General features: G+C 43.6%; 17 protein-coding genes. 3 read left to right on the plus strand and 14 right to left on the minus strand.

Going from position 1 to position 18,498, the window contains the following annotated elements; all coding sequences use genetic code 11:
• Window positions 1-90: 90 nt before the first annotated feature.
• From OKIT_RS00990 to OKIT_RS01020, 7 genes are all read right to left on the minus strand, one after another.
• Window positions 91-1,095 carry an NAD(P)-dependent oxidoreductase gene (locus OKIT_RS00990; RefSeq protein WP_007744520.1) on the minus strand — a complete coding sequence of 335 codons (1,005 nt, stop codon included), beginning with the start codon at window positions 1,093-1,095 and terminating at the stop codon, window positions 91-93.
• 26 nt (window positions 1,096-1,121) lie between these two features.
• Window positions 1,122-2,192, minus strand: coding sequence for an AEC family transporter (locus tag OKIT_RS00995; RefSeq protein WP_007744522.1), 1,071 nt, complete (start codon window positions 2,190-2,192; stop codon window positions 1,122-1,124).
• An 88-nt stretch (window positions 2,193-2,280) separates the two neighbouring features.
• Entirely contained in the window at window positions 2,281-2,637 is a 357-nt protein-coding gene (locus tag OKIT_RS01000) for a type II toxin-antitoxin system PemK/MazF family toxin (protein ID WP_007744524.1), read from the minus strand.
• Window positions 2,630-3,790 carry an alanine racemase gene (alr, locus tag OKIT_RS01005; protein WP_007744526.1) on the minus strand — a complete coding sequence of 387 codons (1,161 nt, stop codon included), beginning with the start codon at window positions 3,788-3,790 and terminating at the stop codon, window positions 2,630-2,632. Before alr ends, OKIT_RS01000 begins: the two co-directional genes overlap by 8 nt.
• Entirely contained in the window at window positions 3,771-4,166 is a 396-nt protein-coding gene (gene acpS, locus OKIT_RS01010) for a holo-ACP synthase (RefSeq protein WP_007744528.1), read from the minus strand. Before acpS ends, alr begins: the two co-directional genes overlap by 20 nt.
• Window positions 4,163-5,740 (minus strand): degradosome RNA helicase CshA, encoded by a 1,578-nt coding sequence (gene cshA / locus OKIT_RS01015; protein WP_007744530.1) that lies wholly within the window; start codon window positions 5,738-5,740, stop codon window positions 4,163-4,165. The genes acpS and cshA overlap by 4 nt, the downstream gene beginning before the upstream one ends.
• 112 nt (window positions 5,741-5,852) lie before the next feature.
• Window positions 5,853-7,238: a UDP-N-acetylmuramoyl-tripeptide--D-alanyl-D-alanine ligase gene (locus OKIT_RS01020; protein WP_007744532.1), complete on the minus strand. Its 1,386-nt coding sequence runs from the start codon at window positions 7,236-7,238 to the stop codon at window positions 5,853-5,855.
• A 409-nt stretch (window positions 7,239-7,647) separates the two neighbouring features.
• Between OKIT_RS01020 and OKIT_RS01025 the strand changes: the two genes are divergently transcribed.
• Window positions 7,648-8,874: an MFS transporter gene (locus OKIT_RS01025; protein ID WP_007744534.1), complete on the plus strand. Its 1,227-nt coding sequence runs from the start codon at window positions 7,648-7,650 to the stop codon at window positions 8,872-8,874.
• A 9-nt stretch (window positions 8,875-8,883) separates the two neighbouring features.
• On the opposite strand, the gene OKIT_RS01030 is transcribed toward OKIT_RS01025, so the two are convergent.
• Complete coding sequence (locus OKIT_RS01030; RefSeq protein WP_007744536.1) at window positions 8,884-10,398, minus strand: ABC transporter permease/substrate-binding protein; 1,515 nt, start codon at window positions 10,396-10,398, stop codon at window positions 8,884-8,886.
• 55 nt (window positions 10,399-10,453) lie between these two features.
• Here OKIT_RS01030 and OKIT_RS01035 point away from each other — a divergent pair, with 55 nt between their 5' ends.
• Window positions 10,454-11,038, plus strand: coding sequence for a TMEM175 family protein (locus OKIT_RS01035; RefSeq protein WP_007744538.1), 585 nt, complete (start codon window positions 10,454-10,456; stop codon window positions 11,036-11,038).
• Window positions 11,039-11,108: 70 nt separating this feature from the next.
• Window positions 11,109-11,549, plus strand: a complete 441-nt coding sequence (locus tag OKIT_RS01040) for a universal stress protein (RefSeq protein WP_007744545.1) — start codon at window positions 11,109-11,111, stop codon at window positions 11,547-11,549.
• A gap of 42 nt (window positions 11,550-11,591) precedes the next feature.
• On the opposite strand, the gene OKIT_RS01045 is transcribed toward OKIT_RS01040, so the two are convergent.
• The 6 genes from OKIT_RS01045 to tpiA all read right to left on the minus strand — a co-directional run bounded on the left by OKIT_RS01045 (window position 11,592) and on the right by tpiA (window position 18,483).
• Window positions 11,592-13,649: a copper-translocating P-type ATPase gene (locus tag OKIT_RS01045; RefSeq protein WP_422385580.1), complete on the minus strand. Its 2,058-nt coding sequence runs from the start codon at window positions 13,647-13,649 to the stop codon at window positions 11,592-11,594.
• An 80-nt stretch (window positions 13,650-13,729) separates the two neighbouring features.
• The gene (locus OKIT_RS01050; RefSeq protein ID WP_007744548.1) at window positions 13,730-14,173 is read right to left on the minus strand and encodes a CopY/TcrY family copper transport repressor; all 444 of its coding nucleotides are present in this window, start codon (window positions 14,171-14,173) and stop codon (window positions 13,730-13,732) included.
• 67 nt (window positions 14,174-14,240) lie between these two features.
• A complete protein-coding gene (locus tag OKIT_RS01055) occupies window positions 14,241-14,873 on the minus strand; it encodes an NAD(P)H-binding protein (protein WP_007744550.1) in 633 nt (210 codons plus the stop codon).
• A gap of 55 nt (window positions 14,874-14,928) precedes the next feature.
• A complete protein-coding gene (eno, locus tag OKIT_RS01060) occupies window positions 14,929-16,275 on the minus strand; it encodes a phosphopyruvate hydratase (RefSeq protein ID WP_007744552.1) in 1,347 nt (448 codons plus the stop codon).
• A gap of 102 nt (window positions 16,276-16,377) precedes the next feature.
• Window positions 16,378-17,586 (minus strand): ABC transporter ATP-binding protein, encoded by a 1,209-nt coding sequence (locus OKIT_RS01065; protein WP_007744554.1) that lies wholly within the window; start codon window positions 17,584-17,586, stop codon window positions 16,378-16,380.
• A 162-nt stretch (window positions 17,587-17,748) separates the two neighbouring features.
• On the minus strand, window positions 17,749-18,483 hold the full coding sequence (gene tpiA, locus OKIT_RS01070; RefSeq protein ID WP_007744555.1) for a triose-phosphate isomerase: 735 nt from the start codon (window positions 18,481-18,483) through the stop codon (window positions 17,749-17,751).
• Between the last annotated feature and the right edge of the window lie 15 nt (window positions 18,484-18,498).

Here is an 18,498-nt window from a genome sequence, read left to right on the forward strand (position 1 = left end):
TTAGTTTAATTAATAGTATGTAATGACTATACACAAAAAGCAATTATTAATCACAAAGAAAAAGACCAATTCTCAGAAAGGTCTTTTAAATTATTTGGCTTTTAAAACATTTTTGCTGGTACCTGTTGTCAGCACATCGTTGAAATTTTCATATGAAATCGAAATCATGTCGTGCAGCGCTTCTTGCGTATAGGAACCCATGTGCGGTGTGATCAAAACCTTGGGATAGAGCTTTAAGGCACGATCCGCTTCGAAATCACCAGTAGGCTGGCCATTGAAGTTCTTCCCAAAAATACTACCTTCATTTTCAATCACGTCAGTCGCAAAGCCTTGAATCTTGCCGGAGGCCACAGCATCCAAAATAGCAGATACATCCGTAATTTCAGCTCTAGCAGTGTTAACTAATATGGCACCGGTTTTCATCTTAGCCACATAATCCCGATTGAAATAATGGTGATTGCTATTCGGGAAATACGGTACGTGTAATGAGATGATGTCGGATTGGGCCAAAATCTGATCTTCATCAACATATTCCAAAAGTTCTTTGCCTGCTTCAGATGGATATAAATCATAGCCAAGAACACGTGCATTGACACCTTTCCACAACAGTGCCTCATCTAGACCAATTCGGCCTGTGCCAATAATGCCGACTGTTAAATCATGAATTTCTGTTGCAAATTCATCTGGCTTAATTTTAAAATCCCCAGCAGCTGTACGAGAGGTCGCTAAAGCAATATGCCGTTGCAGCGTCAAACCTAGACTAAAAGCTAGTTCAGAAACCGAAAACGGTGAGTAACCGGGCACATAGGCGACAATCTGACCATTTTTTTCAGCAGCCTTTAGGTCAACATGGTTGTAACCGACCGTACGTGTGAAAACATATTTAACACCGTAAGCCTTTAGCTGGTCTAAATTCTGTACATCACCGACACTGTTGCCACGCAGCAAAACAGCATCACAGCCTTCAGCTGTCTGGACATTATCATGAGTGAGATTTGCAGCAATCAATTTTAAATCGTAGTGATATTTATTCAAGTCGTTAAAACTTTGGATTTCGTTTTCGCGAACACCATAAGCAGCTATTTTAAAAGTCATTTTTTTCCTCTTAATCTAAAAATTAGTTATTTGAACAGACCTGTCGCACTTAAAATTTGCGTAGCAACGATCCAAAAAGGCATCAGCACTGTGGCGACAACTGTCGATAGCAGCGACGCGTTAGAAGCCAACACGGCCTGCCGGTCAAAAGCGATGGCGTAAGTCGAGGCAACGGCAGCTGTCGGTGTAGCCATCATGATGATAATCGTTTCCAAGGCATCAGCGCTCACAGGCAGAACGTGAGTAAGAGCCAGGATAGCCAACAGCACGATATTAATCAAAGGCACCAATAATACCTTATTAAACGAATAGTACCAGGAATCGCGATCAACAGCAGCTTTACTTAAGGAAATCGATCCCAACGTCGAACCAATACCCAGCCAAGCCAGAGGTGAAGCCAAACCGGCCAGATAAATCAGCGGCTGGCTAATCCAAGGCGCGGTCAAATCAATTCGATAAAAAGAAACGCTGCTCTTGACACCGGCTGCATCAACCACATTCATATGTGGAATCCAACTAGCATTTTGAATCAGCCAGAGAATTAAACCAGCAAAAGTTGCAATCACAATCGGATTTAAAAACATCTGTTTGATATTCTTCGCTTCCATTTTTAAGCCAGACATCTTAATGTAGCCGTATGAATAAAGGAAGATACGATAGCCAATATTAAAGACTGAGGCATAAATCACAGCTTTCGATGTCGGCCCAAAAATGCCAGCCACAATTGGAATACCAAAGAAAGTCGTTGAACCAAAATCAGTTAGGACACGCAGCACATCACTCTTATCCTTACCGTATTTCAGGTACATAAATTTTGTCACAAAAATTAAAATGATATAAATGGCGATACCCCAAATCAGGACATTCATACTTTGTTTAAATGTTGCGTAATCAATGCCCTGCATAAAGGAATTAAAGGCTAAGGCCGGCAAAGCGACTGCCAGGACAACTTTAGTCAGAACTTTTCCAAAATTTTCACCAAAAGTCCCGCGCTTGCGCAGGTAAAAACCTAATAAAATAATCGAAATTGTCGAAACAATCGCCTTTACAACATTCATGTTTTCAAAGGTCGATTGAATCGCATTAGCAATATTCATAATCTTCTCTCCAAGTTATGTTATTTTCTTCACACATAAGATTCAATTGTATCATATCACTTGTGAAAAAAACGACAAAAATAAAAAATCAGTCTAAATTCAGGCTGATTTTAAGTGCTTTAACAACATCATTCAAATTTTTTTCTTCTAAGGTGTCAACAAAATCGTGCAAACGCCGTTTGTCGATCGTTCTGATCTGTTCGAGCATAATAATCGAAGGCTTTTTAAGTTTCGTCGCACGAGCCGGCAGCCAAACATGCGTCGGCAGCTTGGTTTTAGACAATTTTGAAGTCATCGCAGCAATAATCACGGTTGGTGCTTTGATGTTTCCTGTGTCGTTTTGCAAAACCAATACCGGCCGGACACCACCTTGTTCAGAACCGATAACCGGGGATAAATCTGCAAAATAAATATCTCCGCGTTCAGGAACTTTTTTCCTAACCATTATTTGCACCAATGACTTCGGCTAAATCACCTGTATAAATCCGTTTGATACGAGGTGCTAAAGTAGTCTGAATCTCATCCACAATCGTGTGCGAGTATGCCGCAACCGACTCCAATGTAATTTCCTCCGGACCATCTTTGCCAATTAGCGTTACACGCGTCCCGAGCGGGTATTTCTGATCCAAGAGCACCATCGTCTGGTCCATCGTGATTCTGCCCAAAATCGGCATTTTCTTTTGATTAATCAACACGGAACTGCCTTGCATTCGCCGCAGCCAGCCATCATTGTAGCCAAAGGGCATCGTACCAACGTAACCGTCTTGCGGCATCGTTTGTGTGGCGCCATAACTCAAAGCTTGTCCTTTTTTAACGAAACGAACATCAGCTAGTTCCGTATAGAGACCCAACACTTTTTCCAACTGCAAATCCCGAGGCATAGGCAAATCACCGTTACTGACATTCACGCCAGAAATCAGCTGGCCAGGACGGATAGCCGCAAAAGAAATCCGTGGATCTCCGGCGTGCCAGATACAAGTTGCTGAATTAGCCATACTAAACAAGTCAGGATCAAACCCTTGTCTATCAACTAAATCGTGCCAGCGCTGCAGCTGCATATCGAAATAATGCTGACTTTGCTCACCGGATTCATCGGCCGTTGCAAAATGCGTATAAACAGAAAAAAGAGATAGTTGCGGGTTTTGATCAATCAGCTGTTTGGCCGCCGCAATCTGGTCAGCCTGATCAAAACCAATACGTGTCATGCCAGTATCAATGGCAAGACTGAGCATCAGCTGCCCGGATAATATAGGAAGATGCTGCAGCCAGTCAAGACTCGGTACTGTTATCACGATCTTGTTTTTAATGAAAAGATCCAGGTCCTCATACCCCCAGGCGCCTAGTACCCAAATTGGCCTAACAATACCAGCTTGCCGCAGTTCTAAAGCTTCATCAAGATTTGAAACAACAAAGGCATCAGCTGCTGCTGTCGTCTCAAAAGCCTGAGCCAATTGCACGGCACCTAGGCCGTAACCGTTAGCCTTCAAAACCGCATAAACTTTCTTGGCTTTAGTCCATCGTCTGATTGCCTGTAAATTATGTGTGGCGGCGTCCAAATCAACGCTCAACCAAGTGGGTCTATGAATTGCTGTTACCATCTTCAACCTCGATTAATACCTCAGTAGCTACCAAATCTAATTTTAGCTTATGCGAGATTGAAACCTGACAATTTTTTGCGTTAATTAGGCGGGATTTACGAAAAACATTAATGGCCGGTTTGCCATATTCATCATCTAAAATCTCAATATCTGTAAAATTGACGTGTTTGCCAATTCCGAATCCGGTCGCTTTAGCATAAGATTCTTTTGCAGAAAAACGGCTCGCCAAATACTCGTAGTAGGCTGCGCCTTTCCTCTGACTGAGCTGTTTTTTTTCAGATTCGGTCAGTACTTTATCCAAAAAACGGCTGTGTTTTTCAACAGCCGTTTTAATGTCGCTTATAGATTCAATATCGATACCGATTCTAAAACTCATGATTTTTTAACAATTTTAAATTCACGTTTTTTAGGTGCAGCCTTAGCAACGCCTTTAGGGCGTGCCTGGATTTTTTGGTTACGACGATCAGCTGGTTTGTGGCCACGGTCAATCGTAAACTCGCTCTTAAAGCCGCCACGACGATCACCACCGCGTCCGCCACGACCATGACTGCTATCACTACGGCTGCTGCCAGAAAAACGGTTTCCGTGGCTGCTGCTATGACCATGATCCGATCCGCCGCCATGGCGATGCGGCAGAGGTTTCTCTGCTGCAATATCAACTGGCCGCGTCCGTTCACTGTCTTTTGACAAAGCATTCAACAATGCCGCTGCCAGAATCTTGCCATCATACTGATCGGCAAGTTCCGCAGCTTCGTCCTCAACTTTGTCCAAACTGGTCTTGCCCAGTACTTCAAATGCAGCCGACTTAGCATTTTTTAAACGTGCCAAATGGGCTTCTTCAGCTGTAGGCGGCTTCAAAGCTGCCATGCGCTTGTTCGTCAGTTTTTCGATAGCTCTTAGATAATCAATTTCACCACGTACTACAAACGTGACTGAAATGCCATGATGTCCGGCACGGCCGGTACGGCCGATACGATGCACATAAGAATCCGGATCCTGCGGAATATCATAGTTGTACACATGTGTCACACCAGAGATATCCAAACCACGAGCAGCGACATCTGTTGCCACTAAGAACTGTAATTCGCCTTTCTTAAAGGAACGGAGTGTCCGCATACGTGCAGCCTGGTCCAAGTCGCCATGGATACCAGCAGCTTTATAGCCGCGCAGCTGTAATGCTTTGGTCAGTTCATCAACACGACGCTTTGTCCGGCCAAAGACAATGGCTAATTCCGGTTGTTGAACATCAAACAACCGCGACATTGCATCAAATTTCTCATATTCCCGAGTGTTAACCAAATATTGGTCAACAAGGTCAATGGTCAAGCCCTTAGAAGCGATGTGAATCTCTTCAGGGTCTTCCATGAACTTAACACCTACCCTTTTGATATCTTCCGGCATTGTGGCCGAAAAGAGCAAAGTCTGGCGTTCGTCTGGTGTATAGTGAATAATCGTCTCAATATCGTCTAAGAAACCCATATTCAGCATTTCATCGGCTTCATCCAAGACCAGCGTGTGAATAGCGCGCAAATCAATCGTGTGGCGATTCAGATGATCAATCAAACGGCCCGGTGTTCCCACCAAAACCTGTGGGTGATCTTTTAGGGCGTGGATCTGGCGGCGAATGTCATAACCGCCAAAGACAACTTGTGTCTTGATATGTTTTTCTTCACCAAGCTTATTCAGCTCTTCTTCAGTCTGCATAGCCAACTCACGTGTCGGACTGATAATCAGCGCTTGAATCCGAGGGTCTGTCGGATCAGCCTTTTCGATGATTGGCAAACCAAAGGCAGCCGTCTTTCCTGTACCGGTCTGTGCTTGGCCAATAACATCAACTCCTTGCAGGATCAAAGGAATTGTCTTTTCCTGGATCGGCGTGGCTTCATCATAGCCATGCTTTTTGACCGCAGCCAAAAGTTCTGGACTGAGTCCAAATTCTTCAAATTTCAATATTATAATCTCCTAAATTTTCGAAACGTAAATGTGCTGCTAGCAAAATCCGTTGCCTCAACGCAGCGAGTCATTCCTGTTAAGTGTACGGGATTGCTTCGCGTTTTGCAAATTATATTAATGATTGTTCGACTTTCTCCAAATGAAGACCGTGGCTCGCCTTCAAAAGAACCACATCGCCGGGTGATAATTGCGCTTTTAAATCTGTGGTTAGACGATCTAAAGACTTTTGATCATAGTGAGGCGCATTAAGATCTCGAGCCAGATTCTGCATGAGCGGGCCAACTAAGTAGACATGATCAAATCCAGCGGTTTGAATAGGCTCCTTGAGCGCCATGTGCATCGCAGCAGCCTGATCCCCTAATTCAAGCATATCGCCAAGAACCAAAAATTTATGTCCCTTTGATGGAAAAGACTGCAAAATGTGAATCGCCTCTCTAGCCGCCGTTGGGTTTGAATTATAAACATCAGAAATGATTTTCTCGCCCTGGCTGCCATTTAAAAGCTGCAAACGGTTTTTAGTCAATTGCAACTGGTCCAAACCAGTTTGAATATCGGAGGGGGTGAGGTCAAAACATTCAGCAGCTGCAATTGCTGCAGCTGTATTTTTTGCATTAAAAGCACCTAACAAATTCACTTGGTAATGCTGTTGATTGAGATCAAACGACAATGTTGAATTCGATGACACATGTTCTAGCTTGTATCTATTTTGTGCTCCCAGGCCAAATGTGATTTTTCTGCCAGCAAACTGCCCAGCGCGCGCCGTCAGCAGGGGTTCATCCCCGTCATAAATGAATGTGCCGTCTTTCTTTAAACCTGTAATGATTTCTATTTTCGCGTCTGCAATTCGCTCACGTGTTTTAAAAAAAGCGATATGTGCTTCGCCAATCATCGTAATCAAAGCGATGTCTGGTTGAATCAGGCCAGAGAGCGCCGTTAGCTGCCCAGGACGGTCCATCCCTATTTCAAATACAGCAATCTGTGTATCCTCAGGCATATCTAAAATTGTTTTTGGCAAACCGATTTCGTTATTGTTGCTTGCTTCGGTATGGTGGACACGATATTTTGTTGCCAAAATCGAGGCAATTAAATCTTTCGTTGTCGTTTTACCATTGCTGCCAGTCACGGCTATGCGAGTTGGATTAATCCGTTTCAAATAGTCTGCTGCCAATTGCCAAAAAGCAAGCTGTGTATCTTCTACCTGAATGATAGGAAGCTTGCTATCCACAAAATGATCAGCTAGAGATGCTGCAGCGCCTTTTTTGGCAGTAGCATCAATAAAAAGATGGCCATCTACGCCAGCAATTGTATAATCGGCGAATTTTTCATGTATTTTTGGATGATCATGATCAGATATAGGTAGAAACAAACCGTTCTGTCTAATTCGGCGGCTATCAAAATCAACACTTGTGACAAAAAGCTGTCGGGCCTTTCCCTCATCAATATTCAGCAGTCTGCCATGAACAATCTCGTTTACCTGACTAAGTGAATATTTCATTGTTAATGATCGCCTCTTATTGCCACTCTTTAATTTTATCGGTATTGACAACTAAACGGCAACTTTTCTTGAGCCACGGCCGAATTAAGCCTTATTTGGACCGATTTAAATAGCGTACAATTAGATTAGCTAGGTGCAGCCGCAATGAAATATTTTGCAAAAGCATGTCAACAGCTGAAAAAACAGATCAGCTGTTGAGTACGCATTGAAGATCGAAAGATTTTTGCCAAACAAAATCACAAATAAGCAAGCGGTTGTATCGTGTGCCAAGAGCTGCAAACATACAACTCCAGCAGCCGAAGGCCTTATGAATATACAGCCGAACAGTTAAATAAACCACACAATACCATTCAGTTTAAAAACAGCTTGTTTGCGATCGAAAAATATGAAAACGATTTAAGGGGTAAGCATGCTGAAAAGACTCAACGATCTGCCAAGTTGGAAAAGAAATATTTATATTCTATGGTTCGGAACCTTTATTATTGGGGTCGGATCGGGTGAGGTACTGCCTTTTTTGAGTCTCTTCACCGAAAGTCTTGGCAACTTTACTCGCTCCCAAGTCAACCTTTATTCTGGTATTGCTTTTTCATCCACCTTCTTAATGACAGCCGTTGTATCACCAATCTGGGGGCGTCTGGCAGACCGTGTTGGCCGAAAACCGATGCTGATTCGGGCGGCCTTAGGCATGGCGATTGTGTATACGCTGACCGGTTTTTCAACAAGTGTCTGGCATTTAATCGGTTTGCGCTTTCTAATGGGCTTTTTTAATGGCTATGTCTCTAACGCCAATGCCATGGTCGCAAAAGACACACCTAAAATAGAAGCCGGGCATTCCCTTGGCATTGTTGTGACCGGATATACATCAGGCGCCTTATTAGGACCACTGCTGGGAGGCGTTTTGGCCAATCTTTTTGGTTACCGAGTTCCTTTTTTTGTAACGGGTATCATTTTCTTTATTCTGACTTTTTTGACCATTTTTGGAATTCATGAAGATAAAACGACTCTGATCACAGAGAAACCTCAGGGCAAACAGCCCTCTGCTTTAAAGTCTGTGAACTTCCCATTAATGACAGTTGGCTTGTTTATCACATCCATGGTGGTCAATCTGGTGACAAATTCTATCAACCCGATCCTATCTCAATACGTCCGCGAACTGATTTCCCCGCACCTTAGCCAATTATCTGTGATTGCCGGCTTAGTGGCTGCTGCGCCAGGCATCACCGCTGTTATTTTTGCACCGCGCTTTGGCCGCTTGGGTGATCGTATCGGATCAGACAAAATTCTAATTGGCGGCTTTATGCTTGGTGTCTGTTCAATGATACCAATGGCCTTTGTGTCAAACGTCTGGATTTTATTTGTGCTTCGTCTCTTTATCGGCCTGACCAACGCCGCTATGAATCCTGCTATTCAAGCAATCATGGCACACGAAACACCACAAGAATTTACAAGCCGTATCTTTTCTTATAATCAAAGTTTTTTGGCCATGGGAAATGTGTTAGGTCCTCTGTTAGGTTCCTTCGTTGCCAATATCGTTGATTATCGCGGCGTCTTCATAGTCAGCGGCATTATGATGCTGTTGAATATGGCTAGTTTCTTTGCTTTTTCCAAGCCTCTGCGTGTACGCGCAAATAATTAAACAAAGCCATTATCTCAACAAGCCGGTCACTTTCAAATAATGTTTTGCAACACGTGCAGGCGAATAGTGGCGCACATTAACCAGATAATTCATATGCTGCATTTGTACCTGAGTAATATGGCCAGCCAAGTGGTTCAATGCGGACACAACTTTAGGATGGCTTTTTGCAAAACGCGTTTTCATCAAAGGGGCACCTTGATAAACTGGGAAAAAGTGATGCTGATCTTTTAAGACAACCAAATGATATTGTGCCAGCTGTGAATCCGTTGTGTAGGCATCAACTAAATTGCTTTGATTGTCATTCAGGGCTTGATAACGCAAATCAGGATCCATTGAAATGGTAGGAATATTAGGCAGGTGGTAATTCTTAACCAATCCTGGCCAGCCGTCGGGCCGATCCAAAAATTCACCGGTCATGCCGGCTTTGGGATTTGGCAAATTAATCAGGTCGCTAAGGTTTTTCATATGATATTGCAAGGCTAGACTTTTTTTGACTGCAATGCCATAGGTATTATTGTAAGCAAGCGGTTTTAACAGGGTCAGCTGTTGTGCGGCCATGGCTTTTTGAGCTGCTTGATAAGTCTGTACCGCACCACTGCCAGCAGGTAATTTAATCGGTTCTTTGGCTAACGTCTGCGTGATTGTCCCTGTAAACTCAGGATAAAGGGATATTTTATCTGATTTAAGCGCCGAAAAGAGAAAACTCGTTTTGCCGAAATTTGCTTTTAAGGTAACTTGTGCTTTTGGATCTGACTGCTTGATCAAATCCTGATACATATTGATTAAAATTTCAGGCTCACTACCCAATTTCCCGGCAATCACGATACGATCCTGCTGACCACTAGCCAGCACCGGCCAAGCTGTCGCTGTTATCATGCCAAATGACACAACTGCAAGCATCGCAATTGCTAATTGTTTTGGCAGCCGGGTCGTTTGATTAATCAGCCAGCCAATCAAAATAGCCATAAAAGTAGAGGCCAAGGCACCAATTATAATCAGATTTGTGTTATTCCGGTCAATGCCCAACAAGATGAAATCACCCAATCCACCACCACCTACCAGTGCTGCCAAAGTAGCCGTACCGATTGTTGTGACAGCTGCCAGACGAATGCCGGCAATAATGGCGGGCTTGGCCAGAGGCAGTTCGATTGACCTTAAAATTTCAAATCGTGAGAGTCCTAAAGCACGGCCAGCTTCGACAAGGCCGGGGTCTACCTCTTTTAAGCCTAAATAACTGTTTTGGAAGATTGGCAGCAGAGCATAAACAGATAAGGCAATCAGTGCTGGCGTAAAACCAATCCCAACTAACGGAATCAGCAAGCCTAATAAAGCTAAACTAGGAATCGTCTGCAAGCTGCTAGTAGCTTGCAGCAGCCATTCTACGAGACGAGCATGACGAGAAACATAAATCGCTAAAGGAATCGCGATCAAAGAAGCAATCAAGAGTGCAAAGAAAGTCAGCTGCAAATGCTGCCATAAAGCTAAATAAAATTGTGATTGACGATCCAAAAAAGTATTAATCATAGATATCCTTATTTTAAGTCAGAATAAAAAAATCCCAGCGGTTTAAAATAGACCCATGAACAAAAACAGACTCGAAGCTTTCACAGACGCCATCATTGCCATATTGGTAACCATTATGGTCTTGGAATTTCATGTTCCTCACACCGCTAGCTGGCAAGCCTTAGTGCAGGAAAATGGCGTCTATTTCCTCGCTTATATCATTGCTTTTGCTGATGTCGGGGTTTCTTGGTACAACCATCATTATTTATTCGCTATTGCCCAAAGAATCAATAAAAACGTTTATTGGTCAAACATGTTATGGATTCTCGCTTTATCCTTGATTCCCTTTGCAGTGGCCTTTATCGGGGCACACCCCAATAGCAGGGTGCCGGCCATTTTTTATTTATTGATTAATGCTGCTTGGGCGGCGAGTTATTTAAATCTTTCCAAACAAATCGCGGCTATCAATCAAGAAAGTGCGGAGGCCATCAAGCAAATGCCCGTATATAAATTCTTGCGTTCTATCTGGTGGATTGCTTACCCAATATCGCTGATTATCTTATTTTTCTGGCCGCCAATCGTGCTGCTTCTAGCTGCTGTAGAGATTACAATTACGGCGTTCAAGTCCGACAATCCAGAACTCGACAAACTGGAAAAATAGCACGATAACTATAGTATTTTGCCACTAACAGAGAATTGATAATCCTTTAAAAAGTGTTTAAACTGAAGGTATGGAAAACGCATACAATACAATTTTAATTGCGACCGACGGCAGTAAAGAAGCAACAGATGCCTTCAAAAAAGCCGTCACAATGACCCTGCTGCATGGTGAGGATACCAAGCTCGTTATTACGCATGTGATTGATACTCCTTCACTGCAATCTATGGGCACCTTCGATGATACTTTTCTAGAAAAATTGACTAAAGAAGCCACAGAAGATCTTGAAAAACTGAAAAAAGAGGCTGTAGCAGCCGGCGTCAAAGATGTACAGATTCACGTGGAATATGGGTCTCCCAGACAGCTGATCGCTTATCAGATTCCAAAAAAATATAATGCCGATCTGCTTATCCTTGGTGCTACCGGCTTAAATCAATTTGAAAAACTGCTGATCGGTTCAGTTACGTCCTTTGTTGTCCGGAATGCTAAAATCGATGTTCTGATCACAAAATAAAAACGTATCCACTTGTTGGACGCGTTTTTTGTTTGACCGTTTTTAGGCTTTCAGCGTTAAAGCGTTCGCTGCGACCACGATCGAAGACAGAGCCATCAAAATCGCGCCGACGGCCGGTGATAAAACGATACCAATTGGAGCTAATACGCCAGCTGCCAGCGGAATAGCAATTAAGTTATAACCGGCTCCCCACCACAGATTCTCAATCATCTTTTTAGTCGTGGCCTTTGCAATATCAATAAAACGGATAACATCAGATGGGTCAGATTTAACCAGAACGACATCGGCTGAATCAATTGCTACATCAGTACCAGCACCAATGGCAATTCCCACGTTAGCACGAGCCAGACTTGGTGCATCGTTGATACCATCACCAACCATCGCAACCTTATGTCCTTTTTCTAAAAGAGATGCAATGATTTTTTCCTTATCATCAGGCAATAATTGCGGGTAGACATCCTCAATGCCCAAGTTGGACGAAACAAGCGCAGCGGCACCAGCATTATCGCCGGTCAGCATCGCAGGTTTGATACCGCGTGTCTTTAACGCAGCAATAAACGTCTTGGCGTTGGATCGAATCTGATCACCTTGCGCAACATACGCTAGTGCTTTTTCGGCGTGTACCAAGTATGATAGAGAGTTTCCTTGCGCTTCTAATTGATCATTTTTTTGCTGATCAAAAGCGATCCCTTGTGTCTTAAGATATTTTGCTGAAACCACAAGATATGGCTGGCCATCAACTATACCAGACAATCCGGCGCCGGGAATGGTTTTATAATCAGAAACATTAGTTAAGGGTAATTGCTGATGTTTAGCAAAACTGATGATGCTTTTGGCCAAGGGATGACTGGATGCCTGCTCCAAGCTTGCAATAATTGCTAAAGTCCGATCATCGCTGTAATCATTGACGACAAATTTACCTTCTGTTAAAGTACCAGTTTTGTCCAAAGCAATCGTATCCAACTTAGTCGCATCTTCAATCGCTTGACGGTTGCGCACGAGCAGCCCTGTCTGAGCACTAATCGATGTGGAACGGGCAACCACTAGCGGAATCGCGATTCCCAAAGCATGCGGGCAGGCAATCACGAGAACGGTAACCAAGCGCTGCAGCGCACTGTCAAAATCATGTGTGACCAACAGCCAGATAACAAAGGTCAGAATTCCGACCACCAGCGCAACATAAAATAGCCAGGAAGCAACTGTATCGGCCATGTTTTCGGATTTCGATTTCTGCTTTTGAGCATTACTGATCATTTCCATGACTTGTGCCACAAAACCAGATTCGCCAGTACCAGTCACCTGCACTTGCAAACTGCCGTCCCCATTCAAGGACCCGCCAATGACTCGGTCACCAACTTTTTTGGCCACGGGCCGGCTTTCGCCAGTCAGCATCGACTCGTTAACTGCAGATGATCCGCTAATAATTTTGCCGTCAACGGGTACCTTTTGACCAGTTTTAACGAGTACCGTATCACCGATTTTAACTGTAGACAAAGGCATCAGCATTTGATGACCGCCAGCATGAATCACAATGGCTTGAGCTGGGAGTAATTCAGCCATTTTTTCAACAGCACTGCCAGCTTTATTTGTGGCGGTCTGCTCAATCCAATGCCCTAAAAGCATGACATCGATCAAAGTAGTCAGCTCCAGCCAAAAGTCCATCCCCATGCCGGTAACGAGGGCATATACACTATAAAGATAAGCCACGATAATAGCCATGGCAATCAAACTCATCATCGCCGGCTTGTGCATTTGTAATTCCATGCGAGCATGTTGAAGAAAGAGACCACCGCCATATACGAAAATGACGGTCGCAATCACAGCTGCGAGCCATTGAGAAGCCGGAAAAAGAATGATCGGCGTTTTGAGCAAACCCATCAGATTTGATAAGAGCAGAACTGGAATTGTGAGAACCAACGAAACCCAAAATTTACCCTTAAAATCGGCGGCGGCCATCATATCAGCATGATCCATCTTCATACCTGGCATATCATGATGCTGGGCATGGCTGCTCATATCATCCACGTCCATATCCATGTGAGCCATTTTCATTCCTGACATACTATGGCTGTGATCAGCAGCTTTAGGGGGCATATCCATATGCTGATGCATATCGGCCATGGACTTGTTTTCACCACTATCAGATTTACCCATATCCATATTTCTCATATCATCCATGCTCATTTGCAGGCCATTCCTTTCCCCGGCAGACAATCGCAAGCTACCATATCAGGTGCATCAACTTTTTTTGCTGTCAATATAGTGATCATTTCGTCAATGTCGGACTTGGAAATATCCGTGTCCTCTACTAAATGTGTTAAAACCATGCCTTTTTTCATCGCACACATCGAGCTGAATAAATCATCCCCAGCACTCAGCATGGCATCGCTTTCAGAAATTAAAGGCGCAAAACTTCGGCCGCGAACAACACCGTCATCGGTCAAGTAGCCTTTGTTTTCTAAACGCCGCATTAAGGTCTTAACAGTCGAAGGCTGCCAATCTTCCTGCTGGTCCAAATTCTCAATTACCTCAGCCGTAGTCGCCGAACCAAGAGACCAAATAATCCGCATCACACGCCATTCAGCATTTGAGATAGGTTCTTTTTTTAAGTTTACATTTGTCATCTAATTAAAAGTCTACACTTGTAAACTAAAATGTCAATAAAAAACACTCTTTCGAGTGTTTAATTCTTTAATAAAAACTTGGTTTGGCAAAATTAGTATTCGGTTCAACAACACCATTGGATTCGCGAATGCCCAACTTCGGATCTTTGATCAGATCAATCACATATTGAGAAACAGCCTGGCGCGCAACCTGAGCCCCAATTAAAGGCTGTCCTTTCTTTTGAATCTCGTATTTATGATTGCCATCCTGATCATACAGCCAGGTCATACGCATGTAGGTATAGTCAAGATCGGAGTTTTCCAATTCCGTCACAGCTTGTTTATGTGGACGGTAACCAGACCCGATCATCATCTGATTCCATTTGCCAAAGGCGGCGGCTACTTCATCATAGACACCAAGTAGTCCGGCAACGATTAAACGCTTTTTACCTAGTTGATCCATGACTGCAATCACATTTTTAATCGCGATTGGATCGTCAAAATCCATAAAAACAACATCCGCATCAGCGATGGCCATTTTCACATCCGTGGCTTTGCTGGCATCACCATCGACAAGACGCACACGCGGCGCACTGTCAGTCAACAAACGCTGTGTTGCCTGACGCGCAAATAAGATTAATTCGGCATCTGTCTGATCCTCTAACATTGGAATCAAAAAACGTGGAATATGTCCAGCAGCACCGATAATTGCAACTTTCATTTTTCCTCCTTATAAAAAAATCGAACTGTTAAGTCCGATTTTATGAAACACATGATTAGCCTTTGTGGCTTTGAATTTCTTTTCTTGCTGCAGCATCCAAGTTGTAGAAAGAATTGATTCCTTTATAAACCGAAACACCTTCAGGTTCGCCCTGATTCAATTCATCTTCAATTCTCATTAACTGGTTGTACTTAGCAATACGATCAGTACGGCTCATCGAACCAGTCTTGATCTGACCTGCGTTAGTCGCAACAACTAAATCAGCAATCGTGGTATCTTCAGTCTCGCCGGAACGGTGAGAAACAATTGCGGTATAACCAGCTTCTTTGGCCATCTCAATGGCTTCAAAAGTCTCGGTCAAAGTACCGATTTGGTTTAATTTGATTAAGATCGCGTTAGCAGCGCCAAGTTCGATACCCTTCTTCAGGTAATCAGTGTTTGTAACGAAGAAGTCGTCACCAACAATCTGAACTTTTTTACCAAGGGTCTTGGTTAATGTTACCCAGTCGTCCCATTCGTTTTCATCCAACGGATCTTCAACAGAAACAATTGGGTACTTGGCAACCAATCCTTCGATATACTTTTCAAAGTCTGGTGCAGTGAACTCTTCGCCGGTCGACCACTTCAACTTGTACTTCTTGGTATCAGCATCATACAATTCAGATGCAGCTACATCAGTTGCCAAAGCAATATCTTCACCCGGCTTGTAACCAGCTGCCTCAATAGCCTTGACCAAGAATTGTAAAGGCTCTTCATTGTTGGCAAAGTCAGGGGCAAATCCGCCTTCATCGCCAACACCGGTATTTTTGCCAGCAGCTTCCAATAACTTCTTTAAGTTATGGAAAGTCTCAGATCCCATACGAATAGCTTCTTTAACTGACTTAGCGCCGACAGGCATAATCATAAATTCCTGAAAATCAACTTTGTTGTCAGAGTGCGCACCACCATTGATGACATTCATCATTGGTGTTGGCAAAACGTAAGAATTTGGTCCGCCCAAATACTGATACAAAGGCAAACCGGATTCTTCAGCGGCTGCACGGGCAACCGCAATCGAAACTGACAAAATGGCATTAGCGCCAAGCTTGCCTTTATTCGGTGTACCATCCAAAGCGATCATGGCCAAGTCGATGCCCCGCTGATCGGCGGTATCAAACTTGCCGACCAATGCTTCGGCGATCGGGCCATTGACATTAGCAACGGCTTTTGTAACACCCTTTCCTTGATAGCGGCTTTTATCGCCGTCACGCAATTCAACAGCTTCATGCTCTCCAGTAGATGCACCTGAAGGTACAATTCCGCGGCCAAAGAAACCGTCTTCTGTGTAAACTTCAGCTTCAACAGTAGGATTTCCACGTGAGTCAAGAACTTCACGCGCATAAATACTTGCAATTAATGACATTATTTTCCTCCATGCAACACCTAATATTTTAACAGACCTTTACATGTGAAAAATCTAAATGTAAATAAAAACACAATCAAACCTGATTGTGTTTCAACAAATTTAATAGCGTTTAGAAAACTTTTGGCCTTCCAGCTTCGTACCCTTGGTATTGGCCAAGTCCGACTCAGTTTTTGTTGGGCTTTTATAAACAGTCTCGCCATCCGGTACAACTACCAATTCCGTCTCGGGATCAAAGAAATGGGCATTGGGCATTTCAAAAGTCAGCTCAGCCTCATCGCCTGTTTGTGAAATTTCTCTAGCGCCCACACGAGCGACGAACTGCTGGCTATCAAGCTGGAAATAGTACATCGTCTCAGCACCTAAAGGTTCTACAAGATCCAAACGGACTTTGACAGTATCACCAGGATATGTGTCCTTGGCGATCGGTTCTGTGTGAATATCCTCCGGCCTAATACCAAAGATAATCTCTTTGCCTTCATAACCGCGTTCTTTTAGAAAATGAGCAGTCCCTTTTGGCATTGTGAGCTGGATTTTTTTGTCCTTGGAAACCAGTTGAGTACCAGACACTGTGAGGTTCAAAAAATTCATTGACGGCGAACCCATAAAACCAGCAACGAATTTGTTGCCTGGATGATTATAGAGGTCTTCTGGCGACCCGTCCTGCTGGATGACACCATGGTCGATCAAGACAATGCGATCGGCCATCGTCATCGCTTCGATCTGGTCATGCGTCACATAAATAAAATTGTTGCCTAATTCCTGATGCAGTTTGGCAATCGTCGAACGCATCTCAACACGCAGCTTAGCATCCAAATTGGATAAAGGTTCATCCAGCAACATGACTTTAGCATCGCGCACCATAGCGCGTCCCAGTGCAACACGCTGACGCTGTCCACCTGATAAATTAGCTGGTTTGCGATCCAAAAAATCTGTTAAACCCAGCAGGTCAGCTGCTTTATCCACAGCCGCTTTAATTTTGTCTTTAGGCTCTTTGCGCAGTTTCAAACCAAAAGCCATATTGTCAAAGACGGTCATGTGCGGGTATAGCGCATAATTCTGGAAAACCATTGCAATGCCGCGGTTCTTGGGTTCGACATCGTTCATCACTTTGCCATCCATTTTGAATTCACCGCTCGTAATATCTTCCAAGCCGGCAATCATACGCAGGACAGTCGATTTACCGGATCCCGAAGGACCGATAAAAACTGTAAATTCACCATCCTTAATTTGCAGACTATAATCAGGAACAGCCGCCACGACCTGCCCAGGGTAAATCTTGCGTATGTGTTCCAACGACATTTCAACCATATTATTCTCCTTGGGGAAGACATAATTTGCTAGCTGCACCACCGCTTGGCAGCTTCCCATTCATCTCAGAGTTTCATGATTTTAGACTAGCATCAATATGTCGTGTTAATCTAAAAACGCTTTAATTATAAAAGAAAATGCAATTAATGTAAACGTTTTCATTCATTTTTTAACAACTGCTGCGCGCTGCATAATTTTAACCAGTTCCCAAAAAGTCTGAAAGTCCAGCGAGGCCCTGCCAACTAAGCTGCCATCAATATCCGGCTGAGCGATAAGATCGGCCAAGTTATCTCTGTCGACAGACCCGCCGTAAAGAATTCTGATTGCTTGTGCGGTCGGTGCGCCATAAAGACGGCGAACCGTTTTTCGAATCTGCTGGGCAACATCTTGTGCGCCCTTGGTACTGGCTGACATGCCGGTACCAATCGCAAAAGTAGGTTCAAAACCAATAATGATCCCTTTCATCTGCTCTTCTGTGATACCTTCCAGAACCGGTTCGACCTGTTCCATCTCTTCAACGTCCACAATCACGTCCAAACCATCATTCAAAGCTGTCCGTACTTTTAAATTCACGGTCGAATTGGTCTCGTTGAACAATTCCCGCCTTTCAAAATGGCCGAGCATGACGTAATCAACACCAATATTAGCCAGTGCTTTAGGAGAAGTTTCGCCTGTAAAGGCGCCGAAATTCTCCCAATGCGCATTTTGAGCAACGATCGAAATAGGGCTGTCGTCCGCTATTTTAATTAAGTCGGGTAAAAACAAATCTTGGGCAGCAATGCCAACTTCGACAGTCTGGTTATGTCCTAAGCGAGCAAGCAGTTTCTGCAAAAAAAGATCAGCTTGATCACGTAAAAAATTCATCTTCCAATTAGCAACGATAATCGGTTTTCTCATATTTCCATTATAGTT

The organism is Oenococcus kitaharae DSM 17330, assembly GCF_000241055.1.
Lineage (GTDB): Bacteria > Bacillota > Bacilli > Lactobacillales > Lactobacillaceae > Oenococcus > Oenococcus kitaharae.